Origin of the sequence: Bauldia sp., from assembly GCF_965232525.1 — a bacterium.
GTDB lineage: Bacteria > Pseudomonadota > Alphaproteobacteria > Rhizobiales > Kaistiaceae > Bauldia.
Window position 1 is genome coordinate 4,132,091 of record NZ_OZ246980.1, and the last position, 17,822, is coordinate 4,149,912.

General features: G+C 65.3%; 15 protein-coding genes. 3 read left to right on the forward strand and 12 right to left on the reverse strand.

Annotation, left to right across the window (positions count from 1 at the left end; all coding sequences use genetic code 11):
- Positions 1-26 precede the first annotated feature (26 nt).
- The 5 genes from nadA to ACO076_RS19600 form a co-directional block, all read right to left on the reverse strand.
- On the reverse strand, positions 27-1,082 hold the full coding sequence (gene nadA, locus ACO076_RS19580) for a quinolinate synthase NadA (protein WP_421726784.1): 1,056 nt from the start codon (positions 1,080-1,082) through the stop codon (positions 27-29).
- 248 nt (positions 1,083-1,330) lie between these two features.
- Positions 1,331-1,816, reverse strand: a complete 486-nt coding sequence (locus ACO076_RS19585) for a GNAT family N-acetyltransferase (protein ID WP_421724492.1) — start codon at positions 1,814-1,816, stop codon at positions 1,331-1,333.
- Positions 1,817-1,843: 27 nt separating this feature from the next.
- Positions 1,844-2,836 carry an MDR family oxidoreductase gene (locus tag ACO076_RS19590; protein ID WP_421724493.1) on the reverse strand — a complete coding sequence of 331 codons (993 nt, stop codon included), beginning with the start codon at positions 2,834-2,836 and terminating at the stop codon, positions 1,844-1,846.
- Positions 2,837-3,966: 1,130 nt separating this feature from the next.
- Positions 3,967-4,419 (reverse strand): YtoQ family protein, encoded by a 453-nt coding sequence (locus ACO076_RS19595; RefSeq protein ID WP_421724494.1) that lies wholly within the window; start codon positions 4,417-4,419, stop codon positions 3,967-3,969.
- 112 nt (positions 4,420-4,531) lie between these two features.
- A complete protein-coding gene (locus ACO076_RS19600) occupies positions 4,532-5,800 on the reverse strand; it encodes an MFS transporter (protein WP_421726785.1) in 1,269 nt (422 codons plus the stop codon).
- Positions 5,801-5,978: 178 nt separating this feature from the next.
- On the opposite strand from ACO076_RS19600, the gene ACO076_RS19605 reads away from it, so the two are divergent.
- Together ACO076_RS19605 and ACO076_RS19610 are read left to right on the forward strand one after the other, a co-directional pair.
- Positions 5,979-6,464, forward strand: a complete 486-nt coding sequence (locus tag ACO076_RS19605; protein ID WP_421724495.1) for a hypothetical protein — start codon at positions 5,979-5,981, stop codon at positions 6,462-6,464.
- Positions 6,461-6,718 (forward strand): hypothetical protein, encoded by a 258-nt coding sequence (locus tag ACO076_RS19610; RefSeq protein ID WP_421724496.1) that lies wholly within the window; start codon positions 6,461-6,463, stop codon positions 6,716-6,718. Before ACO076_RS19605 ends, ACO076_RS19610 begins: the two co-directional genes overlap by 4 nt.
- Positions 6,719-6,784: 66 nt before the next feature.
- Here the strand turns inward: ACO076_RS19610 and ACO076_RS19615 are convergent, their stop codons facing one another.
- The 7 genes from ACO076_RS19615 to ACO076_RS19645 form a co-directional block, all read right to left on the reverse strand.
- Entirely contained in the window at positions 6,785-6,937 is a 153-nt protein-coding gene (locus ACO076_RS19615; protein WP_421726786.1) for a DUF3096 domain-containing protein, read from the reverse strand.
- A gap of 242 nt (positions 6,938-7,179) precedes the next feature.
- Complete coding sequence (locus ACO076_RS19620; RefSeq protein WP_421724497.1) at positions 7,180-7,569, reverse strand: hypothetical protein; 390 nt, start codon at positions 7,567-7,569, stop codon at positions 7,180-7,182.
- A gap of 6 nt (positions 7,570-7,575) precedes the next feature.
- A complete protein-coding gene (locus ACO076_RS19625; RefSeq protein WP_421724498.1) occupies positions 7,576-10,419 on the reverse strand; it encodes a glycine--tRNA ligase subunit beta in 2,844 nt (947 codons plus the stop codon).
- Between the two features lie 1,998 nt (positions 10,420-12,417).
- Positions 12,418-12,810 carry a VOC family protein gene (locus ACO076_RS19630; protein WP_421724499.1) on the reverse strand — a complete coding sequence of 131 codons (393 nt, stop codon included), beginning with the start codon at positions 12,808-12,810 and terminating at the stop codon, positions 12,418-12,420.
- Positions 12,807-13,169, reverse strand: coding sequence for a VOC family protein (locus ACO076_RS19635; RefSeq protein ID WP_421724500.1), 363 nt, complete (start codon positions 13,167-13,169; stop codon positions 12,807-12,809). The genes ACO076_RS19630 and ACO076_RS19635 overlap by 4 nt, the downstream gene beginning before the upstream one ends.
- The gene (locus ACO076_RS19640) at positions 13,159-14,109 is read right to left on the reverse strand and encodes a glycine--tRNA ligase subunit alpha (RefSeq protein WP_421724501.1); all 951 of its coding nucleotides are present in this window, start codon (positions 14,107-14,109) and stop codon (positions 13,159-13,161) included. The genes ACO076_RS19635 and ACO076_RS19640 overlap by 11 nt, the downstream gene beginning before the upstream one ends.
- 239 nt (positions 14,110-14,348) lie before the next feature.
- The gene (locus ACO076_RS19645; protein WP_421724502.1) at positions 14,349-14,651 is read right to left on the reverse strand and encodes a hypothetical protein; all 303 of its coding nucleotides are present in this window, start codon (positions 14,649-14,651) and stop codon (positions 14,349-14,351) included.
- Positions 14,652-14,761: 110 nt separating this feature from the next.
- Here ACO076_RS19645 and ACO076_RS19650 point away from each other — a divergent pair, with 110 nt between their 5' ends.
- Positions 14,762-17,710 (forward strand): N-6 DNA methylase, encoded by a 2,949-nt coding sequence (locus tag ACO076_RS19650; protein ID WP_421724503.1) that lies wholly within the window; start codon positions 14,762-14,764, stop codon positions 17,708-17,710.
- The last annotated feature ends 112 nt before the right edge of the window (positions 17,711-17,822 follow it).

Sequence of the window (17,822 nt, forward strand, 5' to 3'; positions counted from 1 at the left end):
GCGCCCCTTCCGAGGGTTGGAACCCGTCAGCTCTTCAGGTTCACCATGCGCTCGACCGCCTCGCGGGCGCGGCCGGCGACCAGCGGATCGACGGTGACCTCGTCCTTGAGCTCGACCAGGCTGTCGAGGATCTTCGGCAGGGTGATCCGCTTCATGTGCGGGCAGAGATTGCACGGGCGGATGAAGTCGACGCCGGGGGTCTCCACCGCGATGTTCGACGCCATCGAGCACTCGGTGACGAGCAGCGCCTTGGCCGGCTTGTGATCCTTCACGTAGCTGATCATGCCCGAGGTCGAACCGGTGAAGTCGGCGACGTCGATCACCTCCGGCGGGCACTCCGGATGGGCGATGATCTCGAGGCCGGGGTTGGCTTCCTTGTAGGCGAGCAGTTCGTCGGCGGTGAAGCGCTCGTGCACCTCGCAATGCCCCTTCCACGACAGGATCTTCACGTCGGTCTGGGTCGCGACGTATTTCGCCAGATACTCGTCCGGAATGCAGAGCACGGTATCGGTGCCGAAGCTCTCCACCACCTGCACCGCGTTCGATGACGTGCAGCAGATATCGCTCTCCGCCTTCACCTCGGCCGAGGTGTTGACGTAAGTGACGATCGGCACCCCGGGATAGCGCTCGCGCAGAAGCCGCACGTCGGCGCCGGTGATCGACGCCGCCAGCGAACAGCCGGCCCGCTGGTCCGGGATCAGCACCATCTTGTCGGGATTGAGCAGCTTCGACGTCTCGGCCATGAAGTGGACGCCGCACTGGACGATGATATCGGCGTCGGCCCTGGCCGCCTCTTGGGCGAGCTGCAGCGAGTCGCCGACGACATCGGCGATGCAGTGAAAGATCTCCGGCGTCTGATAATTATGCGCCAGGATCACCGCGTTACGCTGTTGCTTCAGGTCGTTGATCGCCTTGATATACGGCGCCATGACCGGCCACTCGATCGCCGGGATCACGTCCTTGACGCGCTCGTAGAGATGCGCGGTTTCCCGGGCGACGGCATCGGTGTATTCGAGCGGCGGCTTGGCGATCGGCGCGAACCGTCCGCCGTCCGACGGGCGCTCTGCGATGATCGGATCCATGGCGGGCTCAGTATCTAGCATCGGTGTCTCCCTTCGCCCGCCTCTTTATACTCATTCTGAGCATAAAGAGGCCTTGAAGATAACCGGCCGAAGCCGGTCATATGTCAGTCGAAAGATCGATATAGGCACTTTTTGAGCAAAAGTCCAATCGCCTGTCGGTCCGGATCGTCGCAGGCGCCTTGGCAGGCAAAATCCGGGGGTGGGCCGCTTTCCGGCTGCAGGTCCGTGCGGCCCCGTTCGATCACCGGTCACTTGGTCTCTAGGCGGTACTTCAGGAACGGGGCGCCGTCGTATTCGACCTCGCCGACAAAGTGCGCACCGAGCCGCCTGAGACCGCCGAGGCGAGTGCGCGACGGCGGTACGAGGAACGTGACGAAGGGAATGCGGTCGTCAGCGACCGCGAACGCAAGCGCCTTCCTGGCGATACGCGGCCCGAGCCCGAAACAGTCGGGCTTCAGCACCAGCCCGAAATCCCACGCGTCGCCCTCTTTCTGAAACCCGCCCCATCCGACATAGGCATCGTCGTGGAGAATAGCCCAGTGACCGAGCCCGTCGCGGCGCCAGCGGGCTTCCTTGTCGGCGATGAACCTGGCGAGCGCGTCTCGGTCCCAGTTCGGCGTGAGCAGGGGCATGTGCTCCGCGAGCCGAGGATTGGACATATGGGCGATAATCTCGTCCGGCGGGATGTTCGGCAGTCGTGCGAATGTCAGCCTGGCGTCGGCTTCAGTGCTCATTCGCCCATGCCAGCCGGAACCGCCCCGTCAGTCGATCTCCACCACCAGCCGGCCCCGCACCTTGCCGGCAACGATGTCATGGGCGGCGGGCACGATGCCACTGAACGGAATCCGCGTGGTCATCTCGACCAGCTTGTCGCGGTCGAGGTCGCGGGCGAGCCGGTTCCAGGCTTCGATCCGGTTGGCCTTCGGCTGGTAGACCGAGTCGATGCCGATCAGCGACACGCCGCGCAGGATGAACGGCGCCACCGAGGTCGGCAGCTCCATGCCGCTGGCGTTGCCGCAGGCGGCGACGGCGCCGCCGCGCCGCGTCTGGGCGATGAGGTTGGCGAGCGTGTTGCCGCCGGCCGCGTCGATCGCCCCGACCCAGCGCTCCTTGTCGAGCATCTTCGGCGACCCGGCAAATTCGGCCCGGTCGAGGATTTGGCCGGCGCCGAGCCCGGCGAGGTAGCCGTGTTCGCTGGCGCGCCCGGTGACGGCGACCACCTGGTAGCCGAGGCGCGACAGCAGCGTCACGGCCATCGACCCGACCCCGCCGGCGGCACCGGTCACCACCACCGGCCCTGAGTCGAAGTCGACTCCGGCGCGCTCCAGCGCCATCACCGCCAGCATCGCGGTGTAGCCGGCGGTGCCGATCGCCATCGCCTCGTCCGGCGCGAAGGCGTCGGGCAGCGGGATCAACCAGTCGCCGTCGACCCGCGCCATCTGGCTGAAGCCGCCATAGTGGACTTCGCCGACGCCCCAGCCATTCAGCACCACGCGCGTACCGGAATCGATGTCCGGCCGGCCCGATGCGGTAACGGTGCCGACGAAGTCGATGCCCGGGATCATCGGAAAGCGTCGCACCACCGGTAGCTTGCCGGTGATCGCCAGCCCGTCCTTGTAGTTGACGGTCGAGAATTCGACCCTGACGTCGACGTCGCCGTCCATCAGGTCGTCGGGCGTCAGCCGCGCCTCGGCGACCGACTGCGCCTTGGTGTCTTCGTCGCGGGTGATCAACAGCGCTTTGAAGTCGTCCATGAATGGTCTCGGCTGATGGGCATGGGGCGGGATGGGCGAGTGTACCGCGCGCGCCCGGAGCGCTCAAATGGATGGGGTACTGCCTAGCCGACACACGATGTGGCCTATTATTGAGAGTGGTATTGTCGCTTGTTCCCTCTCCCCGCGGAGCCGGGGCCTTGAAGCACGCACCGCGGCATCAACATTCCGACCGTCACCCCGACGAAAGTCGGGGTCCAGGCACCGCGCTTTCTGCTGGGACACCGGCCAGCCAGATGACATCGCCTTCGATGGATTCCGGCATTCGCCGGAATGACGGTTGGTGCTTGTACCGGTGCGGGGCTCACATGCGATCATCCTATGTATCATGCTGAGGAGCCGCCGAAGGCCGCCTCGAACCACGCACAGCTTTGACATGGCACCACCCTCTCCCTACCGGAGAGGGCTGGCGGCGTTGGTGGCGCGAGCCGATTGCGGCCGCCCCTCCTCCCTGTCGTCCTCCGGCTTGACCGGAGGACCCATCGAAACCGTTGCTCCATTGACGATCGGGACGCCGGGCCGACCGAGACGCCTGCCGACACAAGGATGAAGCACACTGCGTCTTTCGAGGTTCGGGCATACGCCCTCGCATCCCCGATCGGGTCGGGGACAGGCTCTCAAGATGAGGTCGGTGATGTCCGGCCCGAAACACACCCCGCCATTGGATCGCCCGACAACCCCCTCATGCTGAGGAGCTTCGCGGGAGCGAAGCCTCGAAGCACGCACCCAGACTGAGACAGCGCACCACCCTCTCCCTACCGGAGAGGGCTTGCGGCGTTGGTGGCGCGAGCCGTATTGCCCTCCACGGCCGCCGCCTCTCCTCCCTGTCGTCCTCCGACTTGACCGGAGGACCCATCGAAGCCGTAGAAGATCGAGACGCCGACCTCGGCGCTTCACTGCCCGGCCGCGTACCGGTGATATCGGGTCCTCGGGTCAAGCCAGAGGACGACGGCTGGACGGGTCCCGGGTGCCGTGCGCGAACGTCAGGCGCCACCATCCGCCCCTCTCCACCCTTGCGGGGGAGACGGCGGAGCTTGGCCTCGCGCAGCGAGCCTTAGCGAAGCCAGAGGGGGGGTCATCCTGCAGCCCCACCGCCGCCCACCGTCCGAGCCCTACCCCAACACCCCCTCGGTGACGTAGCGCAGGATCGCCACCACCTGCTCCGGCGTCTCGGCGACCGCCAGCGCCGCGGCGTCGACCTCCTTCAGCGCGTGCCCGTGCTCCGGCGCATGGAGCACGATCAGCGGCGTGCCGAGCGCCGCCGCGTAGCCTGCGTCAAAGGCGGCGTTCCATTGCTTGTAGCGGTCGCCGAAGCGCACCACCACGACGTCGGCGTCGTTGATCAGGGTGCGGGTGCGGATGGCGTTGAGCTTGGCACCCTTGTGGTCGTGCCAGAACTTGTCCGGCTCCGGTCCGAGGATGGCGACGCCGCAATCGTCGGAGGCGCCATGGTCGGTGACCGGCGCGGTGAAGGCGACGTCGAGGCCGGCGGCCTTCGCGCCGGCTTCGATCTGCTCGCGCCAGTCGGTGTGGATTTCGCCGGAGAGGTAGACGGTCCAGGTCATGGTCGGTCGCATTTGAGGTTGAGAGGATAGGTCCGCAGTTCGCCGTCGCGCGCGGGAGTGTTCGCGCCGCGGGCGAAGAGATACGCGCCGGTCCCGCCGATCGCAACCACCCTCAAGCCGTCGATAGTACCGGCCGTTCCACCTGGCGCTCGACGATCGGCAGGTGGACGATCGCCGCCATGATGCCGAGCGCCACCGACAGCCACCACACCCCGTCATAGCTGCCGGTGCGGTCGTAGAGGAAGCCACCGAGCCAGACGCCGAGGCCCGAGCCGAGCTGGTGGGAGAAGAACACGAAGCCGAACAGGGTGGCGAGGTAGCGGGTGCCGAACATAATCGCCACCAGTTGCTGGGTCGGCGGCACCGTCGACAGCCACAGGAAACCGATCACCGCCGAGAAGATCAGCACCGAGGGGATGCTCGGCGGCACCAGCAGGAAGACCACCACCACCGCGGCGCGGGTGATGTAGATGATGGCGAGCAGGTAGCGTCGCGGCATGTGGTTGGTAAGAAAGCCCGAGGTGATCGACCCGAAGATATTGAACAGCCCGATCAGGCCGATGGCATAGCCGCCATAGATCGCCGGGATGCCGATATCGTTGAGGTAGGGCGGCAGATGCACGGTGATGAAGGCGACCTGAAAGCCGCAGACGAAGAATCCCATCACCAGCAGCCGATAGGAGCGATGGCCAAAGGCCTCGCGCAGCGCCTCCGGGATCGACTGGTCCTTTTCGTCGGCGGTCACCGGTACTGCCGACGGCTTGCCCTTGAGCACCACAGACAGGAGCGGCACCACCATCAGGATCGCCGCCATCAGGAACAGCGCGGTCTGCCAGCCATAGGCCTGGATGAAACTCTGGCCGATTGGTGCGAACAGGAACTGGCCGGCCGAGCCGGCCGCCGTGCCGAGGCCGTAGCCGATCGCCCGCATGTGATCCGGCAGGAGCCGCGCGAAGGCGGCGAGCACCATCAGGAACGCCGAGCCGGAAATGCCGAGGCCAAGGAGCACCCCGGCGGTGAGCTGCAGGCCGACCGGATCGCTGGTCTCGGCCATCAGCGCCAGGCCGAGGGCGTAGAGCAAAGCCCCGCCGGTCAGCACCCGCGCGGTGCCGTACCGGTCGGCGATCATCCCGGCGATCGGCTGGCCCACCCCCCACATCAGGTTCTGGATCGCGATCGCCAGGGCGAAGATCTCGCGCCCCCAGCCGTTCTCGGTGGTCATCGGGGTCAGGAAGAACCCCATGGTCGAGCGCGGCCCGAAGGTGAGGCCGGCGATCAGGCAGCCGGCGACGATGATCAGCCAGATGGGAACGCCGTCGACCCGGCTCGCCGCCGCGGCGCGCATCGTCGTCTTGCTTGGACTACTCGACATGGACGTCAGAATACCCCGGCGTGGCCTTCGGGACCAATCTGGATCGTGAATGAACCCATGACCGGCGTTGATGGATCGGCGGGCGAAATGCCGCCTCTACGCAGCCCGCCTTACGTCGCAAACGCACTTGATGATTGCTCGAAAAAGGATATAATAAACATACGGCAATCTTTAGTTGTTTTGAGCAATGCTGCAGGGTAACTTTGCTCAACAAGCGATACTCGCAGGTATCTCCGCGCTGGTTGGACTAGCGGCTGGCATGGTTCTCGCGTCTCAGGAAGCTGAGATCGCAGACAACCGATTCTTTCTCCAGAAACAGGCCGAAACGGCAGATAGGATCGCTGTCCATTTCTCGGGCTATCTGGAAAACTGGAGGCGGCTGCGCGATCACAGCACGGATCTTTCTTCGCGAAAACAGCAACCGACAAACGAAGAAATACTCCTTCTTAGACGTATGGTAGACGGAAGGGATGCCTCGCGGGACGGATTGATATCGTCAATCAACTCTGCCGCATTGTACTTCGATTCGGAAGTCATTCGACTAGCCTACGAGTTCCAGGAATGGGATGAAGAGCAGTCCGTGAAACCGGAGAGTGAGCTACCCAAATTTTCGGAATGGAAAAAGAGGAGCAAAAGACTTCTTAAGGCAATCCGAGAGGACTTGGTTCAGTGAGATTTCTTCCTTTCTTACTCATGTTGCCAGCCTGCGCAGCTTCCGCCGCCGAAGAAAAGGATTGGTGGACCGAGTGCCCCGGACCTGGATGTCCAGCCACCCATGGACAGTTCGAAACCGAGCGCTTGGCGACTGATCGGGAACTTCCCGAAGCGGATGTCTCGATCGAAAAACAGGAAGAGCTTTTGAAGCGAGAACTCGATCTGATTCAACGTGAGCGGAAATTACTGTTCGAGCTCGAACGCCTGGAGTGATCAAGAATCACTGTCGCGAAGAGGGCCCCGAAAGATCGGGGCCCTCTGGTCATGGGACGACCGGCGCTAAGCCCCGCCGGTGAACAGGCTCGGCCACAGGCCGAGGATGCCGAACAGGATCAGGTAGAGCGCGACCACGTAGTTCAGGATCCGGGGAAAGATCAGGATCAGAATACCGGCGATCAGCGCGATGATCGGCTGGATGGTGAGAACGTTCATTTCCATGGAATTGCCTCCTGGCTTGATCGCCCGATGGCGCCACCCGCATCTCGGACAGAGCCGACAGCCATGCGGCGAGCCCTTCAGGGCCGATCCGTCGCTCCAAACCCCGCGGCCCCGTCTCCTCGGACGTCAGCCCGGAGCGATCCGCCGGCGCTCTAGCCGTCTCGCCCGCGAATCACCGGCGCATAATGCCCGATGGCGACGAAAGGGGTAAAACCGTTCCGCGAAGCCGGCGGGCGCTACTCCTCGGCGCGGAGGGCGAAGAACACCGCGACGACGCCAAGCGCGACTAGGGCGATGACCATCCCCACCGCGCCGCGCTCGCCATACCAGGCGAAGGCGTGAATGATCGCCAGCAGCAGCATGCCGGTGGCGAGGATGTAGAGCCGCGGCGCCCAGGACGCGCCGGTGCGCAAGCCCCAACCGGTGAAGATCAGGAGCGCCGCCGTCGCCAGTTCGCCGATCACATGGAACCACGCGCTCAGCGGCCGGGTTTCGAGCTCCGGGACGTCGCCGGTGGCGATGAACCAAACCCAGAGCAGGATCATCACCACGCCGACGGCGATGGCGAACAGGCCGGCGCCACGCGCGTAAGGGTGCTTCGACGGAGCGGCGTGTCGGTCGGTCATGCTGGATCAGCCTTCGATTCTGGTGAAGTCCGCGACCGCGCGGGTCGCCACGCGGATGCCGTTGAGGAGGCGCAGGCGGTTGGCACGCACGGCGGCGTCCGGGTCGTTGACGAGAACGGTGTCGAAGAAGGTATCCACCGGCGCCCGGAGCCGCGCCAGCGCCTGCATCGCGTCGTCGAAATCCTCGACCTCGACCGCCGCCTTCACTTCGCCGGATGCGGCGCCGATCGCCTCGAACAGCGCCTTCTCCTCCGGCTCGCTGAGGAGATGCGGATCGACCGCGCCGTCATACGCGACCCCGTCCTTCTTCTCCTCCTCGCGCAGGATGTTGGCGGCCCGCTTGGTCCCGGCGAGCAGGTTGCGACCGTCGTCGGTATCGAGGAACCGCCCGAGCGCCTCCACCCGGCGCACGATCAGCACCAGGTCGTCCCGGCCGGCTGGCGCCTCGGTCTGTGCGTCCTTCGAGGCTCGCTCCCCTTCTCCTTCCCCTGCAAGGTGGCTCCGCGCAGCGGAGTCGGAGGGGGTCTGCAACGTCTCAGGGTCTGGCGCCGACCCACCAACCGCGTCCCCTCCCCCCTTACGGGGGAGGGTCAGGGAGGGGGGTACTTCACCGATGGCAGCACTACCCCCCTCCCGGCGCACCGCGCCGATCCCCGATCGAGCCGGGGACAGGCTCTCCGCCGCAAGGGGGGAGGTAGAGCCCCGGGCACCGGTAGGCGATGAACCAACCTTCCGTTCCGCCGCCTCACTCAGCACCGCGTCAACCAGATCGTGCCGCGCTCCCTGCTCGCGCAACTGCACCTTCAGCCGATCGTGGAAGAAAGCAAGCAGATCGGCCGCGATCGACACCGCGTCGGCGGTGACGTGGCGGGCAAAATCCGTTTCCGGCGCGTGACTGTCGAAGTCGACGCCCTCGGCCACGTCCTCGTCCGCATAGGCGCGGGCGAGATAATCCGCGTAGGCCGGGTTCGCCGCCGCCTGATGATGCAGCGCCGACACGAGCTGACCGGAGAGCAGCGGCCACAGCCCCATGCGCGCGTCGTTGTCGACGACGATCCGGATCACCCCGAGCGCGGCGCGCCTGAGCGCATACGGGTCCTTCGACCCCGTCGGCTTCTCGTCGATCGCCCAGAAGCCGACCAGCGTATCGAGCTTGTCGGCGAGCGCCACGGCGATCGCCACCGGTTCGGCCGGCACCCGGTCGGACGGCCCGGCCGGCTTGTAGTGATCCTCGATGGCCGTCGCCACCGCCGGATGCTCGTCCTGCGCCACCGCGTAGTAGCGGCCCATCAGGCCCTGCAGCTCGGGGAACTCGCCGACCATCTCGCTGGTGAGATCGGCCTTGGCGAGCACCGCCGCCCGCGCCGCAAGATCCGGATTGGCGCCGACCAGCGGCGCGATCTCTCGCGCCAACCGCGCGATCCGTTCCACCCGTTTGCCTTGCGTGCCGAGCTTCTCGTGGAAGATCACATCCATGGCGGCGAGCTTGGCGATGCGCTGGTCGAGCGGCTTGGCGAGATCGAGGCCGAGCCGCTCCGCCGCCGCCCGCATCGCCGGTGTGTCCGGATCGGGCAGGCTCCGCCGATCGGTCTCCCAGAAGTGACGGGCATCGGCGAGCCGGGCATGGATCACCCGCTCGTTGCCGGCGACGATCGCCGCCCCGCCATCCGGCGCTTCGATATTGGCGACCAGGATGAACTTGTTGGCGAGGCGGGGGCGTTGTGCTGTATCGGCGGGCGGGCGCGCCGCGGTCTGTGCGTCCTTCGAGGCTCGCTCCGCTCGCACCTCAGGATGAGGCTGTTGGCGTTCCTTGGAACCAATAATGTCGTCGCCGCTGACTCCCTCGCCGGTTTGGCTGCTCCCACGTTCCTCATCCTGAGGTGCGAGGGCGTCAGCCCGAGCCTCGAAGGACGCACGATCGTCCCGATCGTCGTCCCCTCCTCCCTTGCGGGTCAGGGGAGCCGGTCCCGACTCCCGCATCACGAAGCACTTCTGGTTGACCCGGATCGTGGTGCGGATCACCTCCGGCGGGATGTCGAGGAACGCCGCGTCGAACGAGCCCACCTGCACCACCGGCCACTCGACCAGCCCGGCGACTTCCTCCAGCAGCCCATCGTCCTCGACAAGGTCGAGGCCGAGCGCCAGCGCCCGGTCGCGGGCGTCCGCCGCGATGATGTCCTTGCGTCGGTCGGCGTCGAGCACGACCTTCGCCTTCTCCAGCTTCGCCACATAGTCGTCGAAGCGGGCGACCGCGATTCGTCCCGGCGCCATGAACCGGTGGCCGAAGGTCTCGCGGCCCGACGCGATCCCGTCGACGGCGAACGGCACCACTTCGGTGTCCGAGGTTTCCGGGCCGAACACGCAGAGGATGGTGTGCAGCGGCCGCACCCAGTTGAGGCTCCCCGGCTCCGCTGACGCTGCCCCCCAACGCATCGACGTCGGCCACGGGAACGACCGCACCACCTCCGGCACGATGTCCGCGATCCAGTCCTCCGCCGCGCGGCCGGGCTTGTCGATCACCGCGACATAGACGTCGCCTTTCTTGTCCGGCCGGATCTCGGCCTCATCGATCGACGCCAGTCCCGCCGCCTTGACGAAGCCGGCGATCGCCTTCTCCGGTGCCCCGACCCGGGGGCCCTTGCGCTCCTCGCGCTTGTCGGGCGAGCGCGCCGGGATGCCGTGGACGGTGAGCGCCAGCCGCCGCGGCGTGGCGAACGCCTTGGCGCCCTCGTAGACCAGCCCGGCCTCGACCAGCGCGTCGGTCACCCGCTTGCGCAACACCTCGGCGGCCCGGCGCTGCATCCGCGCCGGGATTTCCTCGGAGAACAGTTCGAGCAGAAGATCAGGCATGGGTGTTGATCACTCGCCGCCGGCTATCGCCGCAATCCCTCTCCCCTTGTGGGAGAGGGTGGGCCCGCGCGCAAGCGCGGGGTCGGGTGTGGGGAGCCCCGTGCCAGATTCATCGACAACAAATTCCATACTCGCCCCCTCACCCGGCTCGGCTTCGCAGCCTCGCCACCCTCTCCCGCCGAGGGAGAGGGTCTGGCGTCCGGCATCCGCCGTGACGACGCGCGTGCTTCGAGGCTCCGCTACGCGGAGCACCTCAGCATGCGGCCGTGCTGTGTGTACCGAAGGAGGAATCCTGGACACCTGTTTGCCTTCCCCATCGAAACTGCCCAACCCTTTTCATCCCGAGAGCCTGCGCCCGCTCCAGTCGCTCGGTCAAAACACCAACGCCTCATCCTGAGAGCCGGCCCCGGTCTCTGAAGCCCAACCCTCCTCATGCTGAGAGCCCGCCCCCGGCCCGATCGGGGGCGCGAGCGAAGCGAGCCTCGAAGCACGCACAACCGCCGCAATCCCTCTCCCCTTGTGGGAGAGGGTGGGCCCGCGCGCAAGCGCGGGGTCGGGTGAGGGGTGCCCCGTGCCAGATCCACCCGAGGGCAAATCCCGCGATCGCCCCAACCACCTTCCCTCCCCCCTTTCGGGGGAGGGTCAGGGAGGGGGGTATCGCTATACCACCGCACCCAAATACGTCGTCCTCCACCCCCTCCTCCCCGTCGTCCTCCGGCTTGACCGGAGGACCCATCGGGGGCGGGCGAGACCGACGAGCGGCCCACGCCGTGCGAACCAACCGGCGGCGCAACGGTTTCGACCGGTCCTCCGGTCAAGCCGGAGGACGACAGTGGAGCCAAACCGCCGGGGGCATAGCAACCCGCGCCCGCCCTGTCACCAGCGGCGCCCGTTTCCGGCGAGGTCCGGCGCTTTCAGCGTTGGCCCAGCCATCCCCGATTTCCGGCGTGACTTCGACCCGGACGAGTCGCAGAAATCGACTTAGATGGAATACGCCGACCAAATTGACTTGAGCGTTTGCCACGAGCTACCTTTGATTGGGGCTGAATTAGAAAGGATGGCGACGTGACCTGGAGATTTTTCATAAGCGCATTTGCATTCGTGCTCTTGTTGAGTGCAAACACGGCGAATGCATATACATGCAGTGTCGCGAGCCCGGGCACTTCCTGCATCGAAACTGAGCATGTGCAAGGCGGCCATACAAGTCCCAACTACAGTGGAACATGTGTGTACTCGGACGGCACTGACTCTCGGCCCGCGACCATGACCTGCGCAGCTTCGAGCCCAGGCCATGAAGATATGGGGTGCAAGTCCGACTACAATTGGTGTCATTGCCATAATTATGACGGTAAGAACCATACCGACCCAATCAACGTTACTTACGGATGCTGATCTTTTAGAACTCGCAGTCCGTCGACACCTCTTATTACAACTACTATTAGTTTTCTTTACAACTACCATTCCTCACACAACAGTTCTTAATCTTCGCCGTGACTGTCTGTGGATTATTTGCATCATGATTACAATCGCAGCCGTCTTTGCCACCGACAATACAGCTAACACTGGCGTTCTTACTCTTACACGAGAGCTCCAGTTGAGGTGGTGGTTTATAATCGATATCGTGAACCTTCACGCCGTAACATTCCATGGTAATCGTTGTATTTCCTTTGTGCACAGTAAAATCTTCGGTACACGATGTTTCGTCTTGGCAGTTGAAGTCCTGGTTGGGATTCGTAGCATGCATCGGCGACGCCATCAGTAACAGCAAAGCCGCCATGAAGAACGCTTTCAAGCTCACAGAACAATACATCGAATCACCTGCTTACGCCCTGAGTGTCACATTGGCTAAGCGCTGTTCCGATTGGCCGGCTCCCGGCAGACATCGTGAGCGCTTGGCGACACTATGATGCGACCCAATCGACATGGCAACGTTGCTGTGAATCTTGTGGCCAGGGCATCTGCGCGCAGGCCCCGAATTCCTCCACCAGCGCCGAGCCTTTAGTCCAGGTCCTGGCCGAAGGCGATGTCCTGGTCGTCGAGATCCTGGATGCCGAATTCGAGCACGTCGTAAGGCTGACGGCCGAGTTCGTAGTCGATCCGCGCCCCGCGTTCCTTGAGTTCGGCGAACATCGCCTCGGCGTCGTCGACCCAGAAATAGGCGTTCCAGGTCTTGTCCTTGATCCGCCAGGAGGGGACGATCGTGTGCCCGTCCGGCGCCTGGGAGAGCATGACGAAGGCGCGGTCGCGGCGCAGGATCGCGAACTCCGGCCGCGGCTCGCCATAGATGCCGCCGACCGTGAAGCCGACCTTGTCGCGCCAGTAGTCGACCGAGGCCGGCAGGTCGGAGACGAACAGGATCGGCGCCTGCTCGGTGATCTTGGCGGTGGTCATGCCGCGTCTCCCGGGCACTGGAGTTCGAGCTTGATGCCTTCCGGCCCGGCGACGAAGATTTGGCGCAGATCCCTGCCGGGCACGTCGGAGAAGCGGTAGGCGATGCCGGCCTGGTCGAGTTCGGCGGATTTTTCGGCGAAGGCGAACGGCCCGAAGGCGATGTGGTCGACCCAGGCGACCCCGTCCTCATCCCGGTCGGAGCCCTGCATGTGGATCAGTGCCTGCTCCCCGAGATAGAGCCAGTAGCCGGGGAAGTCGAACGGCGGCCGCGGGCCGACCTCGAGCCCGAGCACGGCGACCAGGAAATCCTTCATCGCCTCCTGGTCGCGGGCGCGGATGTTGATGTGGTCAAGCTGCATCGGTCAGTCCTCCCCCTTCCGTGGCGAGCCATGCGGCGCCGCACGCCTTGGCGAGCTCGCGCACCCTTAAAATATAGCTCTGCCGTTCGGTCACCGCGATGACGCCGCGCGCGTCGAGCAGGTTGAACGCGTGGCTCGCCTTGATGCACTGATCGTAGGCCGGCAAGGCCAGCCGGTGGGCGCCGAGATTGGAATCCGGTGCCGTCTCACCGGCCGCCAACAGCGCCTGGCACTCGCGCTCGGCGTCGACGAAATGGCGTTTCAGCATCTCGGTATCGGCGTGTTCGAAATTGTGGCGCGAATATTCCTGCTCGGCCTGAAGGAAGACGTCGCCATAGCTGACCCGCTCCGCCCCGTCGCGGCCGTTGAAGTTGAGGTCGTAGACGTTGTCGACCCCTTGCACATACATCGCCAGGCGTTCCAGCCCATAGGTCAGCTCCCCCGACACCGGCTCGCAGGCAAACCCCGCCACCTGCTGGAAATAGGTGAACTGGGAGACCTCCATGCCGTCGCACCAGCACTCCCAGCCGAGCCCCCAGGCGCCGAGCGTCGGGCTCTCCCAGTCGTCCTCGACGAAGCGCACATCGTGGAGCGCGAGGTCGAGGCCGATCGCCTTCAGCGAATCGAGATAGAGGTCCTGCAGGTCTGGCGGCGACGGTTTGATGATCACCTGGAACTGGTAGTAGTGCTGCAGACGGTTGGGGTTTTCGCCATAGCGCCCGTCGGTCGGCCGCCGCGAGGGCTGGACATAGGCCGCCATCCACGGCCGCGGCCCGAGCGCCCGCAAGGTGGTCGCCGGGTGGAAGGTGCCGGCCCCCATTTCCGAATCATAGGGCTGGAGGATGACGCAGCCATAGTCGGCCCAGTAGCGCTGGAGCGCCAGCATCAGGCCCTGGAACGACCGGTCCGGGCGCATGTGAGGGGGAACAGTTTCGGGCATCGGCAACGGTCCGGGCAACGATGGGCGCGGGGCGCGCCAGTTATGGCGGCGTGGGAGCGTGGGTCAAGGTGGGGGGTGGCTGCGTGGTCGGTTGGCGGCCCAACGCCGTCATTCGTTTGCCTTGTCGGAAATGGCGGCTTCTGACCCACGTCGGACACTCATGTCGGCGACGGCGATCGCTGCCTTGCGCCCGAGCGACAAAGTGGGGCGGCATCCCAGCGATGTTGATCGAGTGCCGTTCAGCGCCTCGATCCAGCCGCGCGGGCAACTGTGGAAAACTGAGTCTCGTGCAGCCGATCCATTTCGTTGTCGAACCGGGCCCAAAGCACGGCGCCCTCGTCGCCGAGCAGCTCGGAGTCGCGTTGGAAGCGATTCTCCTCGTGCACAGCATCCAAAGGATCGCGCCAAGGGAAAGCTGCCGTCGCGGTCAGCCTTGCAAGCGTCGCTTCCAGGCGCGAGCGAATCGCTGCCCGCTGTGATTCCGACAAGGTGTTGCGCTTGGCGTCGTCTTGGGTGAACAAATCTGCTTGAGTGATTCTCATGCCGGCAGCCTACGCTCTCGCGCGCGCGGCGGCAACGGTGAGCCCCAAGCAGGAGGGGACAAGTGGCAAACGGCTGGCGCCGAGATCGCCTGCCCGACATCGTCCGTTCGATGGCCTCCCGGCCGCGACACGAGGCGTTGCGGGGTCTTGTCACGGAGCTCCTTCGGGAAGGGTTCGGCGCGGCGTTCAGCGAACTGGAGCACGAGCGATACCTCGTCGATAACAGTGGGCGCATCGACGTAGCATGGGGCGCCACGGTCATCGAACTGAAGAGCGATCTTCGCCGCGAAGAGCGCGATGTGGTGGCCCGCATGCCTGACTACCTGGCCGACGCGAGCCGCGGAAGCACGCCCGGCCGCACAACGGTCGGTCTTGCCACCGACGGTGCGACCCTGCTCGCCTATACACTCGATCGCAGTACGCTCAACCTTATCGGCCGCTACGACGTCGACGTCGAGCATCCCGAGCGGCTGCTGGGTTGGCTCGAGCCACTGCTCTCGCCCATTCCCGATGTGGTGCCAACGCCGATCGCGGTGGCGCTCGCCTTCGGCCGGTACAGCCTCGCCTTCGGCCGCGCGCACGCAGAGCTCCAGCGGCAGTGGTCTGAGGTCAGCGGTCATCCCGAAGTGCGGTTGAAACGCAACCTATGGGATGGACTGCTGCGCCAAGTCTACGGCGACGACGTCGGCAGCGACGCCCTGTTTCTCCAGCACACCTACCTGACCATCCTTGTCAAGGCGATCGCGGCGCGCGTCCTCGATCTGTCCGTCGACGATTCTGCGGAGATGTTGTCGGGTCGACTTCTCGCGAACGAGGGCCTTGTCGGTGCCGTCGAGGCCGACTTTTTCGACTGGCCGCTGCTCGCCCGAGGCGGCGATGATCTGGTGCGCTCGCTTGCCGCCGAGACAGTGCGCTTTCGCTTGCGCGACGTCGAGGTCGACGTTCTCAAAAGTCTGTATGAGAGCCTGATCGATCCCGACGAGCGCCACGACCTGGGCGAATACTACACGCCCGATTGGCTGGCGGCGCGGGTCGTCGCGGCCGCCATCCCGCGCCCGCTGGAACAGCGCGTGCTCGATCCGTCCTGCGGTTCGGGGACCTTCCTATTCCATGCGCTGCGCCGCTTGATTGAAGCGGGCCGGGAAGCCCAGCTGGCGCCGGCAGAAATCGTCGCCACCTGCGCCGATCGCGTGTTCGGGATCGACGTCCATCCCGTCGCGGTCGCGCTTGCGCGCGTCACTTGGCTGCTGGCGCTCGGCGACCTGGTGCAGGATCGGCCGCCCACGCTCAGCGTTCCCGTCTACATGGGCGACTCCATGCAATGGAACCTGCGCCCGCTGGGCGCATCGGCCGAGGTGCTTGTGGATGTGCCGCCGAACGATCCGCCCTTGCGCATCCCCGCCGGGCTGGCGAGCGATCAGAAACTGTTCGAAAGCGCGCTAGACGAACTCAATCGAGGGCTCGACACTCTTGCTGAACCGGAGACGATCCAGGACGCTATCGCGCGGGCCGGCGCTACGGCCGAGGATGCGGCGATGCTTGGCAAGACCTTCGTGCAGTTGAAGCAGCTCTATCTTGACGACCGTAACCACATCTGGACGTTCGTCCTGCGCAATTTGCTTCGTCCGGTCTGGTTCTCGCATCCCGAGCACCGCGCTGACGTTCTCATCGGCAATCCGCCTTGGATCGTCTATCGCCACCTGAGCGCGGACATGAAGGACCGACTGCGTGAGGCGCTGCAGGGCTACGGTCTCTGGGTCGGCGGCAGCCTCGCCACGCACCAGGACATGTGTGCTCTGTTCTGGGCGCGCGGCGCCGAGCGCTATCTGCGCGAGGGCGGCACGGTGGCGCTCGTGCTGCCCTATGCAGTATTCAACGCTCCCGTGTTCGCCGGGGTGCGCGACGGGAGCATGGGAAGCGTGAGAGTAGCGATTACCGGCGGCTGGGGTCTGGAGCGGGTGTGGCCGATATTCGGCGCCCAGTCGGGCAGCAGCACGACTAGCACCTGCGTGCTGTTCGGTCAGCGCGATCGCGCCGGTCCGCCACCGGCCGAGATCGATCGCTGGGTGGGCGTGCTCCCCCGGCGCGACGCGAGTGAAGTTGAGGCGGACGAGGCGCTCGCACATGTCCGCGCCGCTTGGCCTCGGTCGCGCACGCTGATCGCCGCTTCGCCCTACCGTCAGCGGTTCCGTCAAGGCGCGAGCCTGAGCCCGCGCCGTTTCTTCCTGGTCGAGTACGCGGCTACGGGGCGCCTGCAGAGCCGTCGAGAGGCGCCGCGCGTTCGTGGCCGCGTTGGCAATCTCGACAAGCGGCCGTGGACGAGCGTGGAGCCTCCCAAGGGCCCGGTCGAGCGCGCCTTTCTGCGCCGAATCGCGTTGGGCGAGTCCGTCGCGCCTTATCGGCTCCTCCGCCTCGTGACCGGCGTGGTCCCGATGGATGATGGAGCGATCCTAACGGCGGCCAGCGCGGACGCACACGGACATCGTGGACTTGCCGCTTGGCTACGCGACGCCGAAGCCAAGTGGAACGAGCACAGCAACAAGGATGCCAAAGGTAACGCCCGTATGACACTTGCCGAGCGCGTCGATGCGATGGGCACACTTAGGGCTCAAGCCAATCGAGCACCGGTACGAGTTCTGTATACTAAAGCCGGAACGCGGTTGAGTGCATGCTGGACTGAGGACGACGACGTAGTTGTCGATACAAAGTTATACTGGTCTGCGGCGCATTCAGTCGAAGAAGCCGCCTACGTGGCGGCAGTGGTGAACTCTGCAGTCGTGCTCGATCGCGTCAGGGATCTCCAGCCGGTTGGCCAGCGCGATCCGCGCGATTTCGACAATCTGGTTTGGACGCTGCCGATTCCCGAGTTCGACACGGCCGAAGCGCTGCACGCGGACCTTGCCTCAGCGGCGCTGCGCGCCGCTGAGGTCGCGGCGCGCGTCGAACTGCCTGACGATGCGTATTTCACCACCAAGCGGCGGATGATCCGGGAGGCCTTGGGTACCGACGGCGTAGCGGAGACCATCGAGCGCCTCGTCGACGCGCTGCTTCCTCCCTGATCAAAGGATCCGGTACTCGTCCAATCCGCCAGACACGGAAAAGCCGCCGCCTACCCATCGCGCTTTCCCCGGCATCCCCAATCTTCGGGTTCCTTTTTGGAGCCCCGATGAT